Here is a 22,047-nt window from a genome sequence, read left to right as displayed (position 1 = left end):
AATTTTCCATTCTTTATTTTGTGAATAAAAACCTAAGAATGGCTCAATATCATTAAAATATTATAAATCTTGTTAATCTTTCGTTAAAATTGAAACAAAGCATTTTTTCCGAATACCTATCTAGCATTAAATTTGTTCTGCTACTATTAATAAAGTTTTTTAAATTATATGACGATGAAGAATACTCTCAAAAAACTAATACCTTATGCTTTTGTAGGGGTAATCTCCGGAGCAACCACTTTCGGAGCGATTAATTATTTTAATGGAAATAAAGGAATTTCAGATTTTTCTTATTTCGCACCCAAAACAAGCGATGCAAAATATGCATCCTTTAATATGACCGGAGTCGGCGACGATTTCGTGAAAGCTTCAAAAATAACGGTTCCAGCTGTAGTGAGTATAAAAAATTACTCCAACAAAACTGCAGGAAGAAGTGAACAAGATATGTTTGATCTGTTTTTCGGAAACCCTTTCGGAAATAATCAACCAAAGCAACAACAGCAGCAACCGCCCAAAGATTTACCTACTGGAATGGGTTCCGGTGTAATTATTTCTCCAGACGGGTATATCATTTCTAACAATCACGTAATCGCTGGTGCCACAAAACTGGAAGTGGTGCTTTCTAACAAGAAATCTTACATCGCCAATCTGGTAGGAACCGATCCTACAACCGATATTGCTCTTTTGAAAATTGAAGAGAAAGGTTTGCCTTATTTAAATTTTGCAAATTCGGACAATGTAGAAGTTGGTCAATGGGTTTTAGCCGTCGGAAATCCGATGGGTTTAAACTCCACTGTTACCGCAGGGATTGTTTCTGCAAAAGGAAGAAGTATCGATTTATTAAGTCAGCAATCCCGAACTCCAATTGAGAGTTTTATTCAAACCGATGCCGCCATCAATCCCGGAAATTCCGGTGGTGCTCTGGTAAATCCAAATGGAGAACTTATTGGAATCAATGCGGCTATTTCTTCTAAAACAGGATATTATGAAGGATATGGATTTGCGGTCCCTTCAAATTTAGCACGGAAAGTAGTCGAAGATATCAAACAGTTTGGTTTGGTTCAACGAGGTTTCTTAGGCGTAGTTCCTTTAGATCTGTCTGATCAGAGACAAATTGCCGCTTATAACCAACAGAAAAAAACCAATATAAAAACTAGCGACGGCGTATATTTGATAGATGTTGCGGCGAAAGGTGGTGCTGAAGATGCAGGTCTCAGAAGTGGCGATGTTATTACTAAAGTTGACAATGTAGTTATTTCTACCTATTACGATTTATCTTTTGCGGTAGGAAGTAAAAGACCTGGAGATAAAGTTGCAGTAACTTATACCAGAAATGGTAAAGAAAATACAGTGAATGTTACTCTAAAAGATCAAAAAAATGGCACCTCCACAAGAAGTAAAGCTGATCTTTCCGTAACTGAAAAAATTGGATCAGATTTCGAGCCATTGAGCGATAAATTCAAAACCGACTACGGTTTAACCAGCGGTGTGATTGCCAAAAATGTTGTCGATGGCAACGAAATGTCTAAAATTGGAATTGTAGATAATTACATCGTCATCGAAGTGAATGGTAAACCGGTAAATTCTCAGAAAGATGTAGAGAAAACCTTACAGGGTTACAACGGAAATGTACAGGTAAAATATGTAGATGAATATGGAAGAATTACAACAAGAGGTTTTAAAATGCCTTAGGAAACTATAAATTATTTAAAGAAAAAACGCAACTTTTAGGGTTGCGTTTTTTTGTGATCTGAACATTTTCTTTGTGATTCCCAAATACAAATTTTTTATTTTATACTGGCGATTTTTTCTACACTTAAAATTCCTACGCGATTTAGGGTAATTCTATAGTAAGCATAGGTTGTAACCTCATTTTTATTTAGTTGCAAAACCATATCTAGAAAGTACACTTTTTCTGCCTGTATAACTTCATACGCATTATTTTCAGTTGGGACGAAAATGGGAAGATAGGCATTATCCATTTTGAAAACAAAACTGGAAATATTCAGGCGGATAATTTCATTGATTCCAGGGATTGCATAGAAACTCAATTCGTCGAGTTTTTCCCGGTTCAGCGTAATCATTTTTCTATACAGAATCAGATTATCATTTCTTAAGGTATTGATATCCTCAGAAACTGGATTTTCTTTTCGAAGTCGCATCACCATTTCGGGGATTTTTTTCGGATCAATGTAGTCAAAAGATTCTTTTTCGGTCCCGATGACTTTATCATCCATATTGATATTTATCTTCTGATCGAAAAATTTATTGGATAATTTATGGACTAAATAATATCTCGCGAATTCTTTGATGCGATCTTTCAGAATGTAACTTACGACCAATGCAACAAAGAAAGGCATCGTTAAATTCCCAAATTTTTGCTGAAAACCAAAAGCGATTGCTGTTGCAAATATCATTGAAATTCCCGCTGCAATGCTCATTGATATTTGTTCGATAAAAACTCCGTCTCGCTCTTTTAAAGTCGTAAGATATAATTCACTTTCTGCAAATTTTTTCAGGAAACCTAGTCTGGAAAGTAGATCGCGATTTTGTTTTGACTTGTTTTTTTCAAATACAGCATACTTCACTGCTTTTTTATATTCCAGTTCTTTGCTGATTAGATTTTTTATTTTTTGCGCCGCTAAATCATCTTTTTCTTGTCCGACAACTAAAGTTTGCAGCAACTTGTAATTCTGTTTTTCAACCAGATTACTCATAAATTCATCTCCGAAATAAAAAGGTTTTAAGATGTGAATTGTTACAGAATGTACGGTGAGAATATTTTTCAGGTTTCTATAATGTTCGAAAATAGTGTTGACCGAATTGTAATAACGATCTATTAAAAAATCGCGTTCTTCTTGATTATTGCTTTTTTTTATAAAAATAATTTCATTCCGAAGAGAACTTTTCAGGATCGCAAGGAACATTCGAATATTGTATTTATAATCTAAGATGAAGCTTTTGGTAGGATTATGAGCAACGGTATCAAAAGATTTTGCAAGATATTGTAGCGGAGAATTTTCAAAATCTACAATTTCATGAAGATTAAAAATAGGCGTAATTAATCGAATGTTTGACTTTAAATTTTTATAAAAATCTCTTTTAGAAAAAGAATATTCATTAATGTCGATACTTTTGGGCAGAAAAATCCAGGAGTTCATAGAAAACGAGGTTTCTTTTTGTTTTCTGAAGGGAGTTAAACGCAGTTTTATTTCCAGCGTAAAATTATCATGAATTTTTATATCTGCAGTTGCCATATTATTTTTTTAAAAAAGATTAAATACTCCGTTTGGAGTAATACCAAGAAATCTAAACCAAGTTTCTGCTGCAATAATATTAATAACCCAACAAAGCAGCATCATGGTAATTCCGTATTTAAAACTATCACTTATACTGTAATGTCCCGTTTCATAGAGTAATGCAGCGGGTTTGCTGTTAAATGGCAATACATAAACGTGCTCTATTAAAAAAGCTACAGGCAAAGCTAAACTTATTGGAGAAAATCCGAACCTGTTTGCAATTCCAAGAGCCAATGGAATAAAAATCATAGCTCTCATTGTTTTCGATTCGAAAATCATTGCGCTAAACATCATTACGCCTGTAATAATAAGATAAACGACCCAAAAAGGAGTTTCATTTCCAATGCCGATATGGGAGAAAAAAGCGTTTACACTTAATTGTGGTAAATCTGTTGCTTCCAAACCTGCTCCTAAAGTATAGGCACCTGCGGAAAAAAGCATCAAATGCCATGGAATATCTACTTCATTCCATTTTAATATTCCAATTTTTGGTAAAAGTGCGATAATCGCTCCCGAAAATGCAACCGCAGTTGGACTGATTCCGTGATATTTATCTGTTGCCCAAAGAATTAAAATACAAAGAAAAAGAACGACCGATTTTATTTCGTCTTTTTTAATTTCCCCTAATTTTAAATATTCCTCTTTCAGTCGATCCATACCACCTTCTATTTGAGGCAGTTTTTCGTCTTTTTTCAAAGGGAAAAATATTTTCATTGCGACAATATATCCTACAAACATAATGACCAACATAACGGGAAACATCGCCATTAACCAATCTGAAAAAAATATTCTGCTTCCGATTGCACCTGCAATAAGAGAGACCGCGAGAAGATTAGCGCCGGAACCAGTCATAAATCCACTTGCACCCATATTGATGTAGAATAGATTTTGCAAAACGATACTTCTACCAAAATTATTTCGGTCGGTACTTGTTCTGCCACTGCCGTAAATTGCGGCGATCACCATAAAGATCGGAAGTAAGATTGCAGCTTTTGCAGTGGTTGCAGAGATAAATGCGGATAACAATACATTAATAACGATAAAACTGAGGAAAATAGAAGATGCATTTTTGCCAAATCTTAGAATAAACCAAAGTGCAAATCTTTTAGCTACACCCGTTTTCACAAGCATACTTGCCAATACGAAAGACATAATATTAAGCCACATTACAGGATGTCCCAATTGTGCATACGCCGTTTTTTCACTCAAAACACCCGTTAATACTAAACTTATAATAATTATTAAAGAGGTTAAATAATTTGGAATTCCTTCTGAAATCCAGAGAACCAATCCTGCTAAAAAAATGGCGATCATCATCGCGTTTAACCTGGTAAACTGCACGCTGCCTACTTTTTGATAGACTTTTCGGGCTTCTTCTGTTAAACTTTCCGGATTGATATGCTCCAGAAAAGGTAATTTTATAACAAATGCAAAAAGTAAAAATACAGCAATCGCAACAAAAGGTCCAATCGTTGCTAACCATTTTTCAAATCCTTTTTTATTTCGTGTTGGAAGTTTTTCAGTACGGTAATTATCCATATTGAGAATATCAAACTCCTCTTTCTTTTGACTGTCCAAATTACTATCCATAAGTCTTTTTTTAAACTATTCCCTTTTAAATCTAAAAGGGAATAGTTTTTTTGTTAATAGAAAGGTTTTAGTGTAACCAATTTTTGTAAGGATTTTTCATCAGCATAGAATTGTAATATTCTGACTGACCTGTAACTTCTTTGCCTAACCAAGATGGTTTTTCGAAATCTTGATTTTCATCATCGAGTTCTATTTCGGCTACCGTTAATCCTTCGTTATCGCCGTGAAATTCGTCTACTTCATACCAATCTTTACCAATTTGTACATCGTGACGCACTTTATCAATTGTTCCAGGTTCCCCGATTTTCAACAAGTTATCTGCATCTTCAATGCTGATTTCTTTTTCCCATTCGAAGCGGGAAGTCCCAGAATCATTACCAATTCCTTTGATGGTTATGAAACCTTTATCGCCTTTTATTCGAACTCTCACTGTTCTTTCGGGTACGGAAGAAAGATATCCTTGTACAATTCTGGTCGATTTTTTAATGAATTCTGTAAAATCTCCTTTTACTAAAAATTTACGTTCTATTTCTGTTGCCATGATTTAATTTGCTAAAGGTTTATTGGTCATTCCGATTACTCTTTTGATGGCTTGTAAATAATTAATATTTTCTACACCATCCAATTTTAGATCAGAAATCGTTTTTTTAATGTCTTCGATTTCTGTGGATTCTGAATTTACACTTACGACTTTTGCTCCGTTGATTAAAACATTGGCCACTTCGCAAATTGTATTATTTACCATGTAACCAAATCTTTGTTTATGAATGGAAACCGCCTGTAAATCTGGATTTTCATTAATCATTTCTAAAAATTCATCCAGTGAATAAGATTCTTTCTTTAAAGGTGGCATTTCAATTTGGAAAGCCGGGAAAACTTCTTTTGTTAGAACATCTGCAGAAATTGGAAATTCTCCTTTCATTAATGGATTCCATTGTTCTAAACCATCTTGGCTTGTTACAAAAGTTTTAATATCCATTTTCCCATCGCGAATTTTGGTATTATTAATGTCGTTTGTTCGTGAGATGATGTAAGTCTCTAAGCTTTCTCTTTCCCAAACTTTTTCTGGAACTGGGACGGAAAATCTCGCCATTCTTTTGGATGCTGTTTCGAAATCTTGCCCGAAACTGCGAAATTCAAATCTTGGTTTAGAAATTTCACCAATTGTCATTTCTTCGTTTTTCATTTGATTAAATATTAATTGTTACTTGCTCCTTTGGTTGGAGTATCAAAAATTGTTAGTGGTCCGGTTGCATTTGGTTTATGTCCATATGATTTTTTGCCTGCTAAATTGATGGTCAAAAAATCTAAACTTGTCACCAATGCTCCATTTGGATTGTCTAAATAAACGGCATCTCCAGAAGTACTTAAGCCGAAATCTACTTCTCCATTGGTATATTCGGTGTTAAGAACGATATAACCTTTACTTGCGACCATAGTTCCTGGTTTAATAATTCTTTTCGGTTTAGTACCGCCAGAATTTTTAATACCATCATCATAAAATCCATATCCTCCAAGATCTACTGCAACATCAGATGCGTTATAAATTTCAACCCAATCTGGATTTGTTGCGTCTTTAGTTCCATCTGAAAAAACTTCATTGATGTAAAGACTGACCAAACTTGATGCACCTACAGTATATGTAGATAATTTATCGGGTGCTTTGTCTGGATAAGTAGTTGTAAAACTATTTATGTTTTTTGCTTCAATATAGTATTGAATTTTAGTTGTTAAAACAAATGGAGGAATTTGACCTGTGTATAAATTGTTTGTTCCTAAAACCATTGCAACGGAAGTAAAAGTAGTTGCGGTGCTTTCTTTATATTTTAAAGTAACTTCTGTTACTTGTCGCAGATCAGTTACTTCGGCTGTAATTTTTACGGGTTCTATTGAAGAAGGTGCAGCTGGAGTTGCCGTTACTTTCTGAATGATTGCAGGACCATCATAAAGGTCATCTTGAACGCATGAATTAAATGCGAAACCTGTTATTGCCAATAGCAACACTATTATTTTATTTTTCATTTTAATTAAATTATGGTTAAAAATCTATTTCACATCTAAGACCTAAAATATTGTAGTCTTCGCCAGCTTTTCCTTTTGCATCTACAACTTGTGCAGGATCTTTTGTTGGATTACCTGCTGCATCATTTCCTACAAATAATTTTCCTTTTCCATTCGCGTAACGGTCATGATTTACAATACTATAATTAAGTTGGAATTTTACATTTTTTGCTGTATAGAAGTTAATTCCAGGCGTATAAACACTTGCAGAACCTCCATAAACATCTTTGTCATTAAGGTTTATATAATCATATCTAAATGCAGCTTCTACATCGCCCCATTTTTTTCCTTTGTAAGGTTCGCTGAATTCGCCTTCTGATTTATTGTAAAATTGTTTTCCACCAAAAACCATATAAGTAGTTTGAATATAAAATCCACTAAAGTTTAAATTTTCTTTGCCATTTTTGCGATAAGTAGTATTAAAAATATATTCACCTTGCACCCCTAAACCTTTGTAGAATCCCGCCAATTCTATATTTTGCAAAATCTGGTGGGAGTAATCAGTAATAGCATCAGTATCTAAATATTTTTTTCTGTTGATCGAACTTACAGTTCTTGTGTTGTATCTTATAGAATTATAGGTTGCAGGATCTTCACTTGTTTTGGGGTTTCTGTAAGATAGTGCATATCCGATATGGATTCCTTTGTCAGGATTATCTCCAAAGGGTTGATAAACAAATTTTCCTGTAGCTGAGATTCCTTCATCACGACCGTATGTTTTGCTGTTTTCTTCTACAAATGCGCGAGTTTCGGCATTTCCCACTTCTTGGAAGAAAATTCCGGCAGAAGTTGTAAAATATTTTCCATTGTAAGCAGTCTCCACTCCGATATGTCTTGAGGGCGCGAATGCAGTTACCACAGTTGCTCTTTCCATAAAATTAAGGTAACGGGAAGAAGCTGTTTGCGACATGGAAAATCTTTCTTTAAAATTTCCTGCTCGAGCACTAAATCCATTTAAGAAATCATAGGCGATATAAGCATCATTTAAATCTAAGGATCCATTGGCGAAATCCAGATCGAGTTCTCCGTACCAATTTTTGGTAACGTTTGCTTTTACGGCAAATCTGGCTCTTCTAATGGAAGCGCCATCTCCTATATCATTATAGGTGTTTCGTGAAAAAACTTGTCCATCGATTTGAACACGGGCATCAAACCAGAATCTATATTCTTGATCTTTCGACTCAAAGACTAAAATTCCGTTTCTGTTTTCAGCATTTAAAGATTTTCTTTCTACCAATTTACCGTATTGGTTCAATCGGTTTTGGGTAGAAAGTGAATCTACTTGCGAATAGCACATTTGACTTGAGACCAGTGCTATTGACATTAACAATAACTTTTTCATAAGTTTTTTTAATTTTACTTGTTAATATTTAATTTGATATTTTTTTACCTTTTGGAATGATATCCGGAAAAAAACGGGAAGTGTTAGTAACACTAGTAGAATATCTAAGAAACCAGTGGTGTGGCTTTAAATTCTATGTAAATTTAGATATTATTATATTTTTGGGAAATATTTTGTAAATGACGTATGTCATTGTTGATATTAATCACTAGTGAATATTTAATATAAATATTATTACTATATTAACTTTTTTTAGTAATAACTTTTTCAAGTTTTAAGAAAATTTTTATTTATTTGACAATTATATTTTTTGATTATAAATATTTTTATTATTTTATAGAAATTCTAAAATTTTTACTCCAAATGAGGATACATTTTCTGAGGAAAAAGATTCTAAAAAAAGCAGATTGAAATTAAAAAAAACGCAACTTTTAGGAGTTGCGTTTTTTTGTGTGGTAGTGATTCTTTTCTACTCTTTATCGAAATTGTAAATTTTAGCTCCTTGATTCAAAATCATTTTTTTCTCACTCGGCTTAAATTCTAAAACAATCCCTGCCTGATCAAATTTGAAAATATTTTTATCTGTTGCTTCTAATGGAAAAGCAGATTGTCCCGTTGCTTGAGCCATTAATGTTTTGTCACTTTTGGTCACTGTAACTTTCAAAGGAATGTCTTTGCTGGAATAATTTCCTAGATACTGATCCAGATCTTCCGTTTTTAAATCGATATTTTTAAAAGTTGGAATTTCATAAGGTTGATTGAAAACTGCACTTAAAACTGCGATTGCAATATTATTATTGGTATAATTACTCCCATTTGAAGTAAACGCAAAAGAAACTTTTTCCGCCGGGAAATAGCCGTAATTAGAAGTAAATCCGTCTATTCCACCGGTATGACCAAAAGCTTTCTTAGTTCCAAATGGCATTTGAAAAATTCCGTAACCGTAATTGTCTTTCAGTGTTTCCATGAGTATCAAACTTTTTTCCGAGATAATTTTTCCGCCAAAAAGTGCATCTGCAAACTGAAGCAAATCGCTTGGAGTAGAAACAATTGCTCCGGCTCCAATCGGAATGCTCATGTCGGTCTCAGGTTCTTTTATCCATTCATTTTCGAAATGATAAGAATTGGCTTCATTGTTTTTTAGATTTATTTTTCCGCCATAATACGTGTTTTTTAAACCAACTGGTTTGATGATTTTCTCGGTCAAAATTTCTGAATACGGCTTTTTGTAAACTTTCTCCAAAATGAAACTTAGTAGAACGTAGTTCGAATTGCTGTAATCTGCTTTGGAATCTGGCGCAAAATCGCTTCCGCCTTTTTCTATAATTTCCAGAAGTTCTTTTTCAGATTTTTTCTGCGTATTCCATTTTAAATAATCTTCCGAGTTCGTGAAATTATGAATTCCGCTTCTGTGATTCAATAAATTGCTGATGGAGATTTTGTTTGCATTTTTAATTGAAGGAAAATATTTATCAATTTTTGTATCCAGTGAAAGTTTGTTTTCTTCCATTGCTTTTAAAATTAAAGCACTTGTAAAAGATTTTGAAATGGATCCGATTCGGTATTTTGTGGTTTCATTCGGTTTGGCTTTGGTTTCTACGTCGGAATATCCGATAGATTTGGTGTAGATAATTTTTCCGTTTTCAGAAATGGCGACACTTCCCATAAACTTGTCATTTTTTTCTAAGGCTTGAAAGTAATCGTCTAATTTTTCTTTATTAAAGGTTTGGGAAAAGATGTTTCCTGTGCATAAAGTCAGAACACCGAGAATTATTAATTTTTTCATGGTTTTATTTTTTTTTGTTAATGGATTTTTTAAATTTTAGAAGTAAAGTGATAAGGAGGTAAAAAAGAATGATTGAAAGAAGCATCACGGGAATGAACCAGTTGCCTAAAACTTCCGTAATTGCTGTGCGATCAGAGTCGTTCGACATACCTAAAACGAGAAATGAGTTATTTTTGTAGTACATTCCAACTTCTGTGGGATTCAATATTTTCGCAAAGATCATAAAGACAAATCCGAAAAGCATCACATATAAAAGGAAGAAGATGACATAAGAAATTCCGTTTGTGAAATTTAAAATAAGCGCTTTAAAAATATGAACTGGATTGAATGTTTTCGTTGCCTGTTCCAGTTTTTTGTCAGCTACTAACGGTTTTAAAACTTCTTCCGGAGTTCCCAATTTTTCCAGAATATCCAACAAAATATCTATTTCTTTTCCTTCTTTGTTGTGATTAAGAGCTTCGAAAATATGGCTGTTAAATTCCATGTAAATATCGTCTTGATTTTGCTTGGATAAAGAATTGGTTGCTTTCCTGATCCTGTTCATATAATCGTCATACACTCTTTTGGAAGCGGCTTCGGAGAATTTTATACTGGCTGTTTTCATTGTATTATTTTTTTTATTGCATTTTCTAAATCCGTCCAGTACGTATTCATTTGCTGAAGTGTTATTGCGCCAATTTCTGTGAGCGAATAATATTTTCTGGGGATTCCTGTTTCCTGTTCTACCCATTTTGATTCCACCAAATTTTCCGTTTTTAGGCGGTTCATTAAAGGATAGAGAGTTCCTTCTGCAACTTCAATTTCGGTATGTGTTCTTATTTGTTCGATGAGTTCATATCCGTAATATTCATTGTTTTTCAGAATGTTCAGCACAATAAAAGTAAGCGTACCTTTTTTGACTTGTGATTTCCAGTTAATAACAAATGTCTCATTCATTTTACAAATGTATAACAAAATACATAGCATAACAAAGTACATTGGTAAAATAATGCGATTTATTTTTAATATTTGCGATTTGGTGGGGTTTTGTGGATTAAATTTGTTTTAAAATTAATGGGTAATATTTAAGATTAATTGAATTTTCAAACTCTTTTTAATTACAAAAAACCAGTTCATAATATAAATGCGCCATCATTCTGTAATTCGCGAATAGATAATCGTTAAAAGAAATTGTTCTCAAAACTATTCTGCGATAAAACAGTTGCATATATAAAATAATATTTAGACATTTGTCTAAATAACTAATTAAATGAATTCGCTCTTTAAAGCACTCAATGATGAAACGCGCAGACAAATCGTAGATCTCTTAAAACAGAAGGATCTGAATGCTGGAGAAATTGCTGCGCATTTTAATATTTCCAAACCCAGTATTTCTCACCATCTCGATATTTTGAAACAGGCAGACCTGATTACGAGTGAGAAAAAAGGACAGTTCGTAGAATATTCCCTGAACACAAGCATTTTAGAAGATTTATTAACCTGGATACTCACCTTAAAAAAATAAGCCATGAACCTTAAAAAAGAACTTCCGCTGATTGCAATTGTGCTATTGCCTTTTGTCTACATCGCTTTGATCTGGAATAAATTACCGGAGAAGATTCCGGTGCACTGGAACTTTGAAGGTGAAATTGATCGTTATGGTGAAAAAATAGAAATTCTTCTCATTCCGATCTTGCTGCCGTTGTTGATTTATGTGATATTCCTGGTAATTCCGAAAATTGATCCCAAAAAGAAACTGAATAAAATGGGAAATAAGTTGCATACTTTAAAATTTCTTTTAACTACTTTAATGTCCGGTTTAGCTTTATTCATCATATATTCAAGCCAGACCAAAACTTCAGCAAGCCCCAATATTATCTTTTTATTCGTTGGTGTTTTGTACGTTGTTTTGGGAAATTATTTTAAAACCATCAAAGCGAATTATTTTATCGGGATCCGAACACCGTGGACTTTGGAAAGTGAATCTATTTGGAAAGAAACACACCTGCTCGGTGGAAAACTCTGGCTTATCGGTGGTTTAATGGTCATCATTTCAGCCTTGCTTTTAGATGAGAAGTTGAATAGTGGTGTGTTTTTAATCATCACAGGAATTATAACGATCGGTCCTGCAGCCTATTCTTTTTTACTCTTTAAAAGAGAAAATAAAACGGCGCAGAACTGATGTGGGAATGTTTAAAAGGAGTTGGTAACAAAGAGAAGGTCCGTATTTTAGCCCCGATTAAAACGGCATCCTTTTTCTTTTTTTAGGAAAAAAAAGGAAAAGATAGAGTGGAAAGCGGGTGAGTTTTTTGTGAGAAGCGAAAATCCTAGTGCTCCTAAAAGAAAAAGTTTTTCTATTTCTTATTCGCAAGTCTTTGCAATTTTCTCTTCTTCCGTTTGTAAATAATTTCGGTGATCTTTCCGCCCATCCAGGCGCAGGGAAAGAAGGTGAGGAAGATCAATATTTTGTAAAAAGTAGGATGATAAGGATAAATAATAATATCGAGCATGGCGATAAAAAGCAAAATAAATCCAATCAAGATCGCATAAGCAACTTTGGCATATTTCACGAGTACTGCAGTTACAACACCACCGATCGTTGCGCCAATTCCTGAGGAAATAAGGAGCGCTACAAAAAAGTAAGGTTTGTGTTCCATGGACTGGAGTAGACTTTTCCAATGCTTGAATGGAGCGTATTCGTCATACGTGATCCAGGCAGAATTTAATCTTACGCCCAAAGAAATCAGGATCCCTGCGACGGCAAGACCCACCAGAACTGCAAAAGTATTTCGAAGGAAATTCATTTAAAATTGATGTGCAATCATTGAAATTTCTATATCAACATTTTTTGGCAAACAGGAAACCTGTACCGTTTCTCTTGCCGGAAAACTTTCCTGATCAAGATAAGATGCGTAAATATCATTCATCACCGCGAAATCATCCATATTTTTTAGAAAGATAGTTGCTTTTACAACATTTTTAAAAGTCATTCCAGCTTCTGTCAGAATCGCTTCCAGGTTTTTCATTACCTGATGCGTTTCTTTTTCAATGCCTTCTACAAGCTTACCAGTCTCTGAATTCAAAGGAATCTGACCGGAAATATAAAGGATTCCATTAGCAAAATTTGCCTGTGAATAGGGTCCGATTGCGGCAGGAGCTTTCGAGGTAGAAATGAGTTTTTTCATAATGACATTATTGGGCAAATATAAAACTTATGTTTTAGTATTTAAAATTGATTTTAGAAAGGTGCGTTTGGTTGCGTAAAACTTCGATCTTTATATTTCAAAGCATCCCGTAAAATATTGGCTTTGATACCGATGAAGAAATCGTAAACTTTGTATTGTCCATACGGGATCCAGTTAAAGTTGATGGTAAAACTTCTTTGATCACGGGAGAAGCCAAGTCTTGTGTTGGCAATTTGTTTTGAAATTACGTCGTAATAAAGATTTCCACTAAGACTCCAAAACGGCGTTAATTTTAAACTTCCGTCTAAACCAACTGAAGCCATTTTGTTTCCGAACCTTGTTAAACTTCTGGTATAACTGTATTGTGCGTTAATATTTAAAGTCCAGGGTTGTGTAAATCGGGCATAATCATCATCATCAAAATAATAATTTTCATTCCGGATTTCTCCTTTTTTCGTGTATTTTTTAGAGAGGTCCTTTTTTTCTTTTCCACTAAAAGTTTCGCTGCTCAAAGGGTAGGAGAATTGTGCATTGAATCCCTGAATACTGAAGTTCCCGAAATTTTCAGTCCGAATTCCGGTGTCTGAACCTGGTGCAAAAATGATTTGATAAGGTTCCAATGTCAAACTCGTGTTTAAATTTAATTTATCGAATAAAGTGGTTTGACCATTAAAACTGAAAATAGACCATTTGTACTTCGGTGCTGCAAAATTATAATTGGTGTTGAAATTTAAACTTTCGAAAATTTTAATTTTTCTAACGCCGGTAGAATCTTTTTTAGATTTCACTTTCATCTCCAGATTATTATTGATGGCAAAACTTAAAGCTTCAACCAAAGATGAATTCGGCGAACCGATAATTCCTCTGTCAAAAATAGAGTAGGGCGTTAATTCCCCGCGATCGCTGTAGTAATTTTTATAATATCCAAAACCCGGAGAAGAAAAATCTGGCGAATAATTGAATCCAATTTGAGGCGTCATCATGTGACGGATCGCTTGAACTGCGGAACCTTTTTTGAAATTTAACATGCCATAAAGTACAGTTTGTAAACTAGCACTTGTAGAGAAAGAAGAGTATCCAGCAATTTTTTTATTAAAAACATCTTCCACTTTATTGCTTACTGGATTGTAAAATCGCGTTACCGTTTTCGTTGTTAACGCATTATCAATATTGGCAGAAAGTGAAAATGTGAAATATTTTGCAACCGTCGTGTTGGTTCCCAGTGCGATGTTATTTTTCAAACCTGTCTGCAGTTTGTCAAACATGGCTTTCGTGAAAAGCTCGCCTTCATTGGTCTGAACGTAATTGTTAAAATTTACTCCGGTGTTTACAGTGATGTTTTCCAGAAGTCCTTCGCGAATTCCGGTTTTAGGCTTGAATAAATAAAATTGATTGATCGCGACATTTAAAACAGGCAATTTCAAATCGGCTAATCCTGTGGAGAAATTCTGGGAATAAGAAGACGTTCCCGTAATGGTGATCGGTAATGTAAGAAACCTTTTCACAACACTTATGCTTGAATTTTGCTGGGCGTTTAGATTATTTTGGTTAAAGGCGTAGTTATTATTTACGGTATTGTTGTAAAATTTATTACTCACCACATCTACCGACGCTGCGAAAGTCAGGAAGGGGTTCGCTTTGCTGTCCTGTTGGTGTCGCCATGCAATTCGATACGTTCCGGTTTTGGAGTAGTCAGAAAGACCCTTAATCCCCCGGATCGTGGTTCCAATATCTGCTGAAAAACTTCCGGTATATCTATAATTTTTCTTATAATTCATTTCTGGCCGAAGATTCCAGCTTCCTTTCGTATAAATATCGGTGAGAATTTTCAAATCGAAATGTTCTCCGATCGGTTGATAATAACCAAGGGAATTCAGGAAAAATCCGACATCTTCCCGTTCTCCAAAACTTGGAATTAAAATACCGGCGCTCCTCTTATCTGAAAAAGGTAAAATGGCGAAAGGCATGATCAAAGGAGTCGGAACTTGCTCAATATATAATTGAATTGGACCAGTAATTACCTGTGATTTATTTTTTCCCTTAATGAGTTTAATGTTCGGCGCGAGCAAATAATAATCTGCGATCGTATCTTTTTTCTTGATGAAATATTCGTCGGTGGTATATTTTCCACGTTTCATGAAAAAGACAGAATCATTGTATTTTTTTGTTTTTTCAGCGACGATCACACCTTCACTTTCCTCGGTTCTGGCGTTGAAAGCAATTGCCTGCTTCGTTTTCAAATTATAGGAAAACTGATCGGTTTCGTACTTTTTTCCTCCTTGCGTCGTTACTACAGGAACTTTTACTTTCCCTAAAGAATCTAATTCCCCGCGGGCGAAGATCAAAGATTTATCCCAATCGATAGAAATGTAATCAGCCTCGATTTTCATATCCTGATATTTGACTTCCGCCTTTTTGTTGAGGTAAGTCATTTTTTTAGGAATATCGTTCCGGATATTGTCGGCTTTGGTTTCTACAACCGCTTCCAGCTGTTCTTTTTTTACCTTAATGGTATCAGATTTGCGGACAGGAGCAGTAACTATCTTATTTTCAGACAATTTTTGAGCATTCAATAGTGCTAAAAAATTGTTAAAAATTAGGATAATTAGAATTAGTGATATATTTTTGAAGCCGGTTTTGACCAAAGCGATTTTTTCTGTAATTTGTGGTCAAAATTAATACAATTTTTAAAATTTAAAGATGATTACCCACAGTTTTTCTATTAAAAAATATTTTTTATTATTTTTCGTACTGTTATTCACGTTGAGTGGCGCTCAGAAAAAATTTACCATTGTTCTGGATGCAGGTCACGGAGGAACCGATATAGGGACCAACCGAAAATACAGCGATTTAGGAACCGTTCGCGAGAAAGATATCACTTTAGCGATCGTATTGAAGTTGGGGAAAATGCTTGAAAAAGATAAAGATTACAAAGTGATTTACACACGTAAATTTGATGAATATCCTTCTCTTTCAGAACGAACAACTTTAGCAAATCGCAGCAAAGCAGATCTATTTTTGTCGATCCATGTGAACGCATCACCATCGTCTTCCACAGAAACGAATGGGACGGAAACTTTCATTCAGGGACCTAATCAGAACCGAACCAATTTAGAAGTTGCCAAAGCGGAAAATGACGTGATTTATCTGGATGAAAAAGATCGGGAAATGTTTGCTTCCTATGATCCAAAGTCTCCAGAATCGTTAATAGCGCTAAAAATTCAACAGAGTAAATATTTAGAAAGCAGTTTACTGATCGGAAGTTTAGTAGAAGAAAACTTTTCGGGGAAAGACAAAAGATTTTCGCGCGGTATAAAACAAGCCGATCTGCACGTATTGCGGATGAATGCGATGCCTTCAGTTCTTATCGAAACCGGTTTTGTGAACAATTATGAAGACGCAAGTTATCTGTCTTCAGAAAAAGAGCAAAATGATATTGCAAACAGCATTTTTGATGCGATTCAAAAATTTAAAAAGGCGCTGGAACGAAACGGCGGAGAAAAAGGACATCCTAAGCTTGCAGAAAAACCAGAAGAGAAACCACTGAAAAATGATTTCAGAATTTTGCTAATGTCATCTCCTGCCAAATACAGTAACGATGATCCTGCACTAAAAGGATTGAATTATATTCTTACCATTAAAGAAAATGGATTTTACAAATATTATTACGGCACAACCAATTTAGCGTCAGTAAGAGATGGCAACTTAAAAACAGCGAGAGATGCCGGTTTCAAAAATGCAACATCGATCTCTTTTATCCCGAATCAGAAACTGGGAATGGGTTATTATACTTTAGAAATCGCAGTAACCGATCAGAAATTAAGTTCCAATTCTTACATACTGAATTCATTGAAAGACGTGAACCGCGATAAAGAAAATAGCAAGTTTTATTACACCTATGGTAAATTTACAAGTTTAGAAGAGGCGATAAAAACTCAAAAGGATTTAGAGGGAAAAGGCGTAAAAAATACTGTTGTTCAAAAAGTTTTCAAATAAGAAGGAGAGATTGTTGCAGAATCAAAACATAATTGATATTTTTGCAGTCCTCAAAGCAAAGGCCTATTCGTCTAGTGGTAAGGACTCAAGATTTTCAGTCTTGCAACAGGGGTTCGATTCCCTTATAGGCTACTTTTATTGAAAGTTTTGAAAAGTTTTATAAATAATATTTTGTAATCAAAAAAAGATTATTATCTTTGCACCCAAGTTTTTAGAAAGATATGGCAAATCATAAATCAGCTCTGAAAAGAATCAGACAAAGCGAAAAGAAAAGATTAAGAAACAGATACTACCACAAAACTGCGAGAACAGTTTTGAAAGTATTGAGAAGTGAAGAAGATAAAGCTGCTGCTGCAATTCAGTTGCCTTTAGTAATCTCATTGTTGGATAAATTGGTGAAGAAAAACATCATCCACAAAAATAAGGCTGCAAACCTTAAAAGCAAGTTGACAAAGCACGTTAATAAGTTAGCGTAATTTTATAAATTTCAAAGACGCTCTGGCCCGTTCGTCTATCGGTTAGGACCTCAGGTTTTCATCCTGGTAAGAGGGGTTCGACTCCCCTACGGGCTACTCAACTTCCGAAATTAATTTTTCGGAAGTTTTTGTTGTATATCATATCTATGTTTTTATTAATTCATTAAAGGATCAAATATAAAAACTGCGTGGTTTTCCGTACAGTAGAACTGTAGAGAAATTTTGATGTAGAGTTCTTCAATAAAAAAAACCGAAGCAGAATAATTTCTACTTCGGTCCCTTTCATCATTTGTGTTCTAATTGTCTCTGAGAATTGTGATCAGCTTATCTAATCTTTTTTGATTATTTTGTAAACTTCTTCCCCTTCCGTTGTTCGGGTTTTCATCATATACATTCCGGCACTCAATCTTTCTAAATTGATCGACGGATCTTTTTGATTAGGTTTTGTTTCTATTACCTTTCTTCCGGTACCATCATATATTTCAATATTTAAAACGTTTTGAGTTGATTTTAAATAAAGCATACTTTTCGTAGGATTAGGATAGATCTGCATTCTAGTTTTCGTCAGCGCAGTTGTTGTCAATGTCGTACAGTCTGCCAATACCGTAATATATGCTACTTTTATCTTGGTATCATTACCAATATAATTGGCTGCGATCAATTTGACCTGATAAGTTCCCGGAGCACTATAAGTCACATCTACTATTTTAGTAGAAGCAGTTTCCGGTGTTCCTCCCTGGAAAGTCCACGTCCAACCCGTTGGTTTATTGGTAGAGGTGTCAGTAAATTTAACAGGACGACCTACACAAGTTGTAGTTTGATCGGCTGTAAAATCAGCAACAGGTGCAAGGATCGGACAAGTATCTGCCGTTTTCCCCATTGAAGATCCATCACCAGTTCCGCCAAAGTAAGCAAAGAAATGGTACGGTGTCGCACAAGATAAGCTCATCAATGTTTCTACCGCCGCGCCATCATTAATCCCACCGAAGTAGGCAAACTGATTAAACGGGGTGCCGCAACTTGCATTGTCAGCAAGTGTTTCTACGGCTGCTCCATCTGCATTTCCGCCAAAATAGGCAAACTTATTAAATGGAGTTTCACAGGATAGATTCTCTACCTTTTCCGTTGCAAACCCGTCTGCATTCCCACCTCTAAAAGCATATTCTTCAAAGGTCTGGGCGATCATAATAGTTTGAAAGAGAAAGATGAGACCCAAAACCTGTATTTTGGTTATAATTGTTTTCATCTTCTAATTTGATTTAATTGTTAAAATAATTTTTGTTGAAAGTTGCCTTTCGTTTCAAATTAGAATAGATTATCTTACTCCTCTTGCACCGTAAGCTGGACTTCTAGTTGCAAGTGCAGTTTCTCCCCTGTCAGAAATCATTAAACGAACGCTGTTATTTTCATAATATCCAGGTGTAAAAAAATGACCGCCTCTTACAAGAACACCTGTATTGTCTGGCCAATTTAATTGATTGGAATCTCCATCTGTTGCTGCATTTGTAGATAATTCGCCATCACCTAAAACACCGGTGTAAGTACTTCCACCAGAAGTTTTTGCTGCAACTGCAAACTCACCTACATTTCCACTCATTTCCATCGCACCGTAGTAAGCAGCGGATGCCGATAAACGTCCGGAAGCATTTGTTGCAGTAAAGCCAACTTTTACTGGAGCACCAATATTTAAATTAGAATATTGAGAATTGTCTCCATAATTAGCGGTTCCATTTGCAACTGTGTTATAGCCTTCGTTCGCCTGTCCGCCACTTAATACATTTACGGCAGTTATTACGTTTAAATCAATTGTTCCCCACGCATATTCTTTTAAAACTGGTGCTAGAGGACCACGGCAAATTTTTTCATACTCAATTTCACTCATCGGTCGTAAAGCAGCCCAATCTAAATAAGCTGTTGCATCTGCATAACTTAAATAATCCATAGCGATATTTTGTCCGTCATTTAAATCATCAAAATCACCTTCAGTAAAGTCACATCCATAAACTGCGGGAACTGCTGCATTACTTCCGGGTACTTTTATTTTAATTCCATTTCTTACACTATTATCAAAGGCGTAAGTTGCCATCGCCGCATCTGGACTAGCAATTGATCTTCTCGCTTGTTGTCCATATGTAAGTGTATTTAAGAATTCTACGTATTGTTCTTGTGAAACTTCATATTTCATACTGTAGAAAGAACTGTAACCTTTTGGAAAAGCAGAGGGCGCAGAATTTCCCGTTCCGATTGCCGCAGAACTTATAGAGCCATTTCCGGTAATTTCATATTTTGTGAAAGCACTCGCAGCGCCGCCGTCGCCAATAAAGAATGAAGAAACCTGTGGCACATTTACCATTTCGATTCCCATTACTTTAAAATTATAATTTTCATAGTTAGCCGCTGCAATGTTCATTTTTAATGTTACAGAAGTAGAACCAATGTTTCCACCGCCATTTGCATTTCTATGAACAAAAACGCCTTTGCCATCGGTTACCGCATCTATTTTTAATAGGGTTGCAGTGGTGTGATCTCCGGAAGATGCACTAAGATCTGCGTGTTTCCATAATTTGTCTGCACAGTCCTGATATTTTACAAATACCCAAACTGCATCGAAGTTTGCAGGTGCGATCGTTGTTTTCCAACTATTGTCCCATTTGATGTTGAAGGTAATTTTACCTGTAGCAGTGTCAACTGACGTCCCCGTAATTTGCACATTGTTTGCCTGCGTACTAATAGCAAATAGTCCCATTACAGCGATTGCAATTTTCTTAAAGTAGTTTTTCGTGATCATTTTTTTAAGTATTTAATAGTTATTAATTATTTTAAAGATTTTTGATCGATACTTACAATCTAAATCTTTTTGTTTGATGTAAACCAAAGGTATACGACCTGTAAAAAATTGATATACCCAGAATTGGGTATATTTTAAAAAATTTCAGTTTTATAAATGGGAAAATGCTTTTAGAAATTTTAGCAAGAATTATAATCTTCTTTCCAGAAATTTGAATTTTAGTGGAAACTTAAGCAAACTTGTAAAATTTTTTAGAAATTTTCTCGGAGAGAAGTAGAGAAGTCTCACCAATATTCTTTATTTCAAACTCAGATTTAGTACGAATTCCAATAGAAGAACTTTTCCCAGATAGTGAATTACTATGATGAGCTTTTGAAGAACTTAGAAGGCTTTTTGAAATATTTTGAATGCATGTTGAAGAGCTTAGAATGCTCAGCGAAATACTTAGTGAGCGCAGTGAAGAACTTAGTGAGGTCTGTGATTTACTTAGTGGGCTCTTTGAAGTGAAATTTGACCCGTCGTAGTGGGGTTTACACAAAATTTAAACCTCCTGAAAAAGTTCAGGAGTTTTATAAATATTTTTAAAGTAGCGGTTACGAATTATTTTCCGGAACTGCTTCTTTATTAACCAATGAGTCTTCGTAAAGCTTTTTAGCACTCCATTTTGCATGTCGGGATGGAACTATTTTGTAACCTTTCTGTTGAGAATAGATCTTTGTGAATTCGGCACCGAAGAAAATAAGCATACAGGAATAGTTGATCCAGATCATAATTAAAACGATGGTTCCTGCAGTTCCGAAAGCGGAAGTAGGTTTTAATTCTGAAAAATAAAGACTCAATAAAAATTTACCGATCGTAAAAAGGATGGCAGTAAGAAGTGCGCCGGACCAGACGGCTTTCCAGGAAATCTCCGCGTCGGGGAGTACTTTAAACATAAAGGCAAAAACCAGTACGACTAAAACAAATCCGACAGAGAAATTCACGACTTCCATTAATACATAAGTTTCTAAACCCAATCTTGAAGTGATATAGTTGTTTAATAAACTGATGGCGGAAGAAAGTATCATGGTAATCATTAATAAAAAACCGATAACTAAGATCATTCCGAGTGAGTTTGCGCGATCCAGCAGGAATTTGATCACTGCTTTTTTTGGCGCAGATTCAACGTCCCAAATATCGTTCAAAGCTTTCTGAAGTTGAAAAAATACGGTAGTTGCCCCAAATACTAGAGCAAAAACGCCCACCGTTTTCATGAATATATTGTGTTTGTCGACGAGTGCTCCTGCTATAATATCTTCAATACTTTTTGCTGCGTCTTCCCCCATCATCGAATTAATCTGACTGCTGATTTGTCCCTGAATTGCTTCCTGTCCGAAAAAATTTCCTGCAATCCAAATGATAATTATTAATAATCCCGGGATCGAAAATATCGCATAATAGGCTAAACTCGCAGAATCTTTCGTCGCAGAAGAGTTGTTCCACTCCGTAAAAGTTTCTTTCAAAGTTCCCCAGAAAAATTTTAATTTCTTCATGAATAATCGTTTT

20 protein-coding genes and 2 tRNA genes are annotated in these 22,047 nt (G+C 34.9%); 7 read left to right on the top strand and 15 right to left on the bottom strand.

The annotated features are described in order from the left end of the window. Positions 1–174: 174 nt before the first annotated feature. Positions 175–1,692, top strand: a complete 1,518-nt coding sequence (locus tag OA86_RS04370; protein ID WP_039350455.1) for a S1C family serine protease — start codon at positions 175–177, stop codon at positions 1,690–1,692. A 95-nt stretch (positions 1,693–1,787) separates the two neighbouring features. Here the strand turns inward: OA86_RS04370 and OA86_RS04365 are convergent, their stop codons facing one another. The 9 genes from OA86_RS04365 to OA86_RS04325 all read right to left on the bottom strand — a co-directional run bounded on the left by OA86_RS04365 (position 1,788) and on the right by OA86_RS04325 (position 11,014). Next, positions 1,788–3,257: a hypothetical protein gene (locus OA86_RS04365; protein WP_039349412.1), complete on the bottom strand. Its 1,470-nt coding sequence runs from the start codon at positions 3,255–3,257 to the stop codon at positions 1,788–1,790. A 9-nt stretch (positions 3,258–3,266) separates the two neighbouring features. After that, entirely contained in the window at positions 3,267–4,889 is a 1,623-nt protein-coding gene (locus tag OA86_RS04360) for an SLC13 family permease (protein ID WP_039349409.1), read from the bottom strand. A 67-nt stretch (positions 4,890–4,956) separates the two neighbouring features. Beyond that, positions 4,957–5,430, bottom strand: coding sequence for a CYTH domain-containing protein (locus OA86_RS04355; protein ID WP_039349406.1), 474 nt, complete (start codon positions 5,428–5,430; stop codon positions 4,957–4,959). A 3-nt stretch (positions 5,431–5,433) separates the two neighbouring features. Continuing rightward, on the bottom strand, positions 5,434–6,075 hold the full coding sequence (locus tag OA86_RS04350) for a hypothetical protein (protein WP_039349404.1): 642 nt from the start codon (positions 6,073–6,075) through the stop codon (positions 5,434–5,436). Positions 6,076–6,086: 11 nt separating this feature from the next. Further along, on the bottom strand, positions 6,087–6,911 hold the full coding sequence (locus OA86_RS04345) for a lamin tail domain-containing protein (protein WP_039349401.1): 825 nt from the start codon (positions 6,909–6,911) through the stop codon (positions 6,087–6,089). Positions 6,912–6,927: 16 nt separating this feature from the next. After that, on the bottom strand, positions 6,928–8,292 hold the full coding sequence (locus tag OA86_RS04340) for an OprO/OprP family phosphate-selective porin (RefSeq protein ID WP_039349399.1): 1,365 nt from the start codon (positions 8,290–8,292) through the stop codon (positions 6,928–6,930). A gap of 469 nt (positions 8,293–8,761) precedes the next feature. Then, entirely contained in the window at positions 8,762–10,078 is a 1,317-nt protein-coding gene (locus OA86_RS04335; RefSeq protein WP_039349396.1) for a serine hydrolase domain-containing protein, read from the bottom strand. 4 nt (positions 10,079–10,082) lie between these two features. Further along, positions 10,083–10,682 carry an HAAS signaling domain-containing protein gene (locus OA86_RS04330; RefSeq protein WP_039349394.1) on the bottom strand — a complete coding sequence of 200 codons (600 nt, stop codon included), beginning with the start codon at positions 10,680–10,682 and terminating at the stop codon, positions 10,083–10,085. Beyond that, positions 10,679–11,014 (bottom strand): PadR family transcriptional regulator, encoded by a 336-nt coding sequence (locus tag OA86_RS04325; RefSeq protein WP_039349391.1) that lies wholly within the window; start codon positions 11,012–11,014, stop codon positions 10,679–10,681. The genes OA86_RS04330 and OA86_RS04325 overlap by 4 nt, the downstream gene beginning before the upstream one ends. Positions 11,015–11,327: 313 nt before the next feature. Here OA86_RS04325 and OA86_RS04320 point away from each other — a divergent pair, with 313 nt between their 5' ends. Continuing rightward, complete coding sequence (locus OA86_RS04320) at positions 11,328–11,582, top strand: autorepressor SdpR family transcription factor (RefSeq protein ID WP_039349388.1); 255 nt, start codon at positions 11,328–11,330, stop codon at positions 11,580–11,582. A 3-nt stretch (positions 11,583–11,585) separates the two neighbouring features. Further along, complete coding sequence (locus tag OA86_RS04315) at positions 11,586–12,239, top strand: SdpI family protein (RefSeq protein WP_039349385.1); 654 nt, start codon at positions 11,586–11,588, stop codon at positions 12,237–12,239. A 172-nt stretch (positions 12,240–12,411) separates the two neighbouring features. Here the strand turns inward: OA86_RS04315 and OA86_RS16210 are convergent, their stop codons facing one another. Genes OA86_RS16210 through OA86_RS04300 form a run of 3 tightly spaced genes read right to left on the bottom strand, consistent with a single transcriptional unit; the run spans position 12,412 to position 15,887 of the window. Further along, complete coding sequence (locus tag OA86_RS16210; protein WP_039349383.1) at positions 12,412–12,861, bottom strand: hypothetical protein; 450 nt, start codon at positions 12,859–12,861, stop codon at positions 12,412–12,414. After that, positions 12,862–13,242: a RidA family protein gene (locus OA86_RS04305; protein ID WP_039349381.1), complete on the bottom strand. Its 381-nt coding sequence runs from the start codon at positions 13,240–13,242 to the stop codon at positions 12,862–12,864. It abuts the gene before it with no gap. A 53-nt stretch (positions 13,243–13,295) separates the two neighbouring features. Continuing rightward, positions 13,296–15,887: a putative LPS assembly protein LptD gene (locus OA86_RS04300; protein ID WP_082017290.1), complete on the bottom strand. Its 2,592-nt coding sequence runs from the start codon at positions 15,885–15,887 to the stop codon at positions 13,296–13,298. 55 nt (positions 15,888–15,942) lie between these two features. Between OA86_RS04300 and OA86_RS04295 the strand changes: the two genes are divergently transcribed. From OA86_RS04295 to OA86_RS04280, 4 genes are all read left to right on the top strand, one after another. Next, positions 15,943–17,238: an N-acetylmuramoyl-L-alanine amidase family protein gene (locus OA86_RS04295; protein WP_039349377.1), complete on the top strand. Its 1,296-nt coding sequence runs from the start codon at positions 15,943–15,945 to the stop codon at positions 17,236–17,238. 60 nt (positions 17,239–17,298) lie between these two features. Further along, a tRNA-Glu gene (locus OA86_RS04290) sits at positions 17,299–17,370 on the top strand. Positions 17,371–17,459: 89 nt separating this feature from the next. Continuing rightward, positions 17,460–17,714: a 30S ribosomal protein S20 gene (rpsT, locus tag OA86_RS04285; protein ID WP_039349375.1), complete on the top strand. Its 255-nt coding sequence runs from the start codon at positions 17,460–17,462 to the stop codon at positions 17,712–17,714. Between the two features lie 24 nt (positions 17,715–17,738). Further along, positions 17,739–17,810 (top strand) — tRNA-Glu (locus OA86_RS04280). 232 nt (positions 17,811–18,042) lie between these two features. On the opposite strand, the gene OA86_RS04275 is transcribed toward OA86_RS04280, so the two are convergent. From OA86_RS04275 to OA86_RS04265, 3 genes are all read right to left on the bottom strand, one after another. After that, positions 18,043–18,960, bottom strand: a complete 918-nt coding sequence (locus OA86_RS04275; RefSeq protein ID WP_039349372.1) for a T9SS type A sorting domain-containing protein — start codon at positions 18,958–18,960, stop codon at positions 18,043–18,045. A gap of 69 nt (positions 18,961–19,029) precedes the next feature. Next, complete coding sequence (locus tag OA86_RS04270; RefSeq protein WP_039349371.1) at positions 19,030–20,502, bottom strand: SUMF1/EgtB/PvdO family nonheme iron enzyme; 1,473 nt, start codon at positions 20,500–20,502, stop codon at positions 19,030–19,032. Between the two features lie 593 nt (positions 20,503–21,095). After that, on the bottom strand, positions 21,096–22,034 hold the full coding sequence (locus tag OA86_RS04265) for a YihY/virulence factor BrkB family protein (RefSeq protein WP_039349369.1): 939 nt from the start codon (positions 22,032–22,034) through the stop codon (positions 21,096–21,098). Between the last annotated feature and the right edge of the window lie 13 nt (positions 22,035–22,047).

The organism is Kaistella jeonii, assembly GCF_000812865.1.
GTDB lineage: Bacteria > Bacteroidota > Bacteroidia > Flavobacteriales > Weeksellaceae > Kaistella > Kaistella jeonii.
This window is presented reverse-complemented; position numbering and strand designations above follow the sequence as displayed.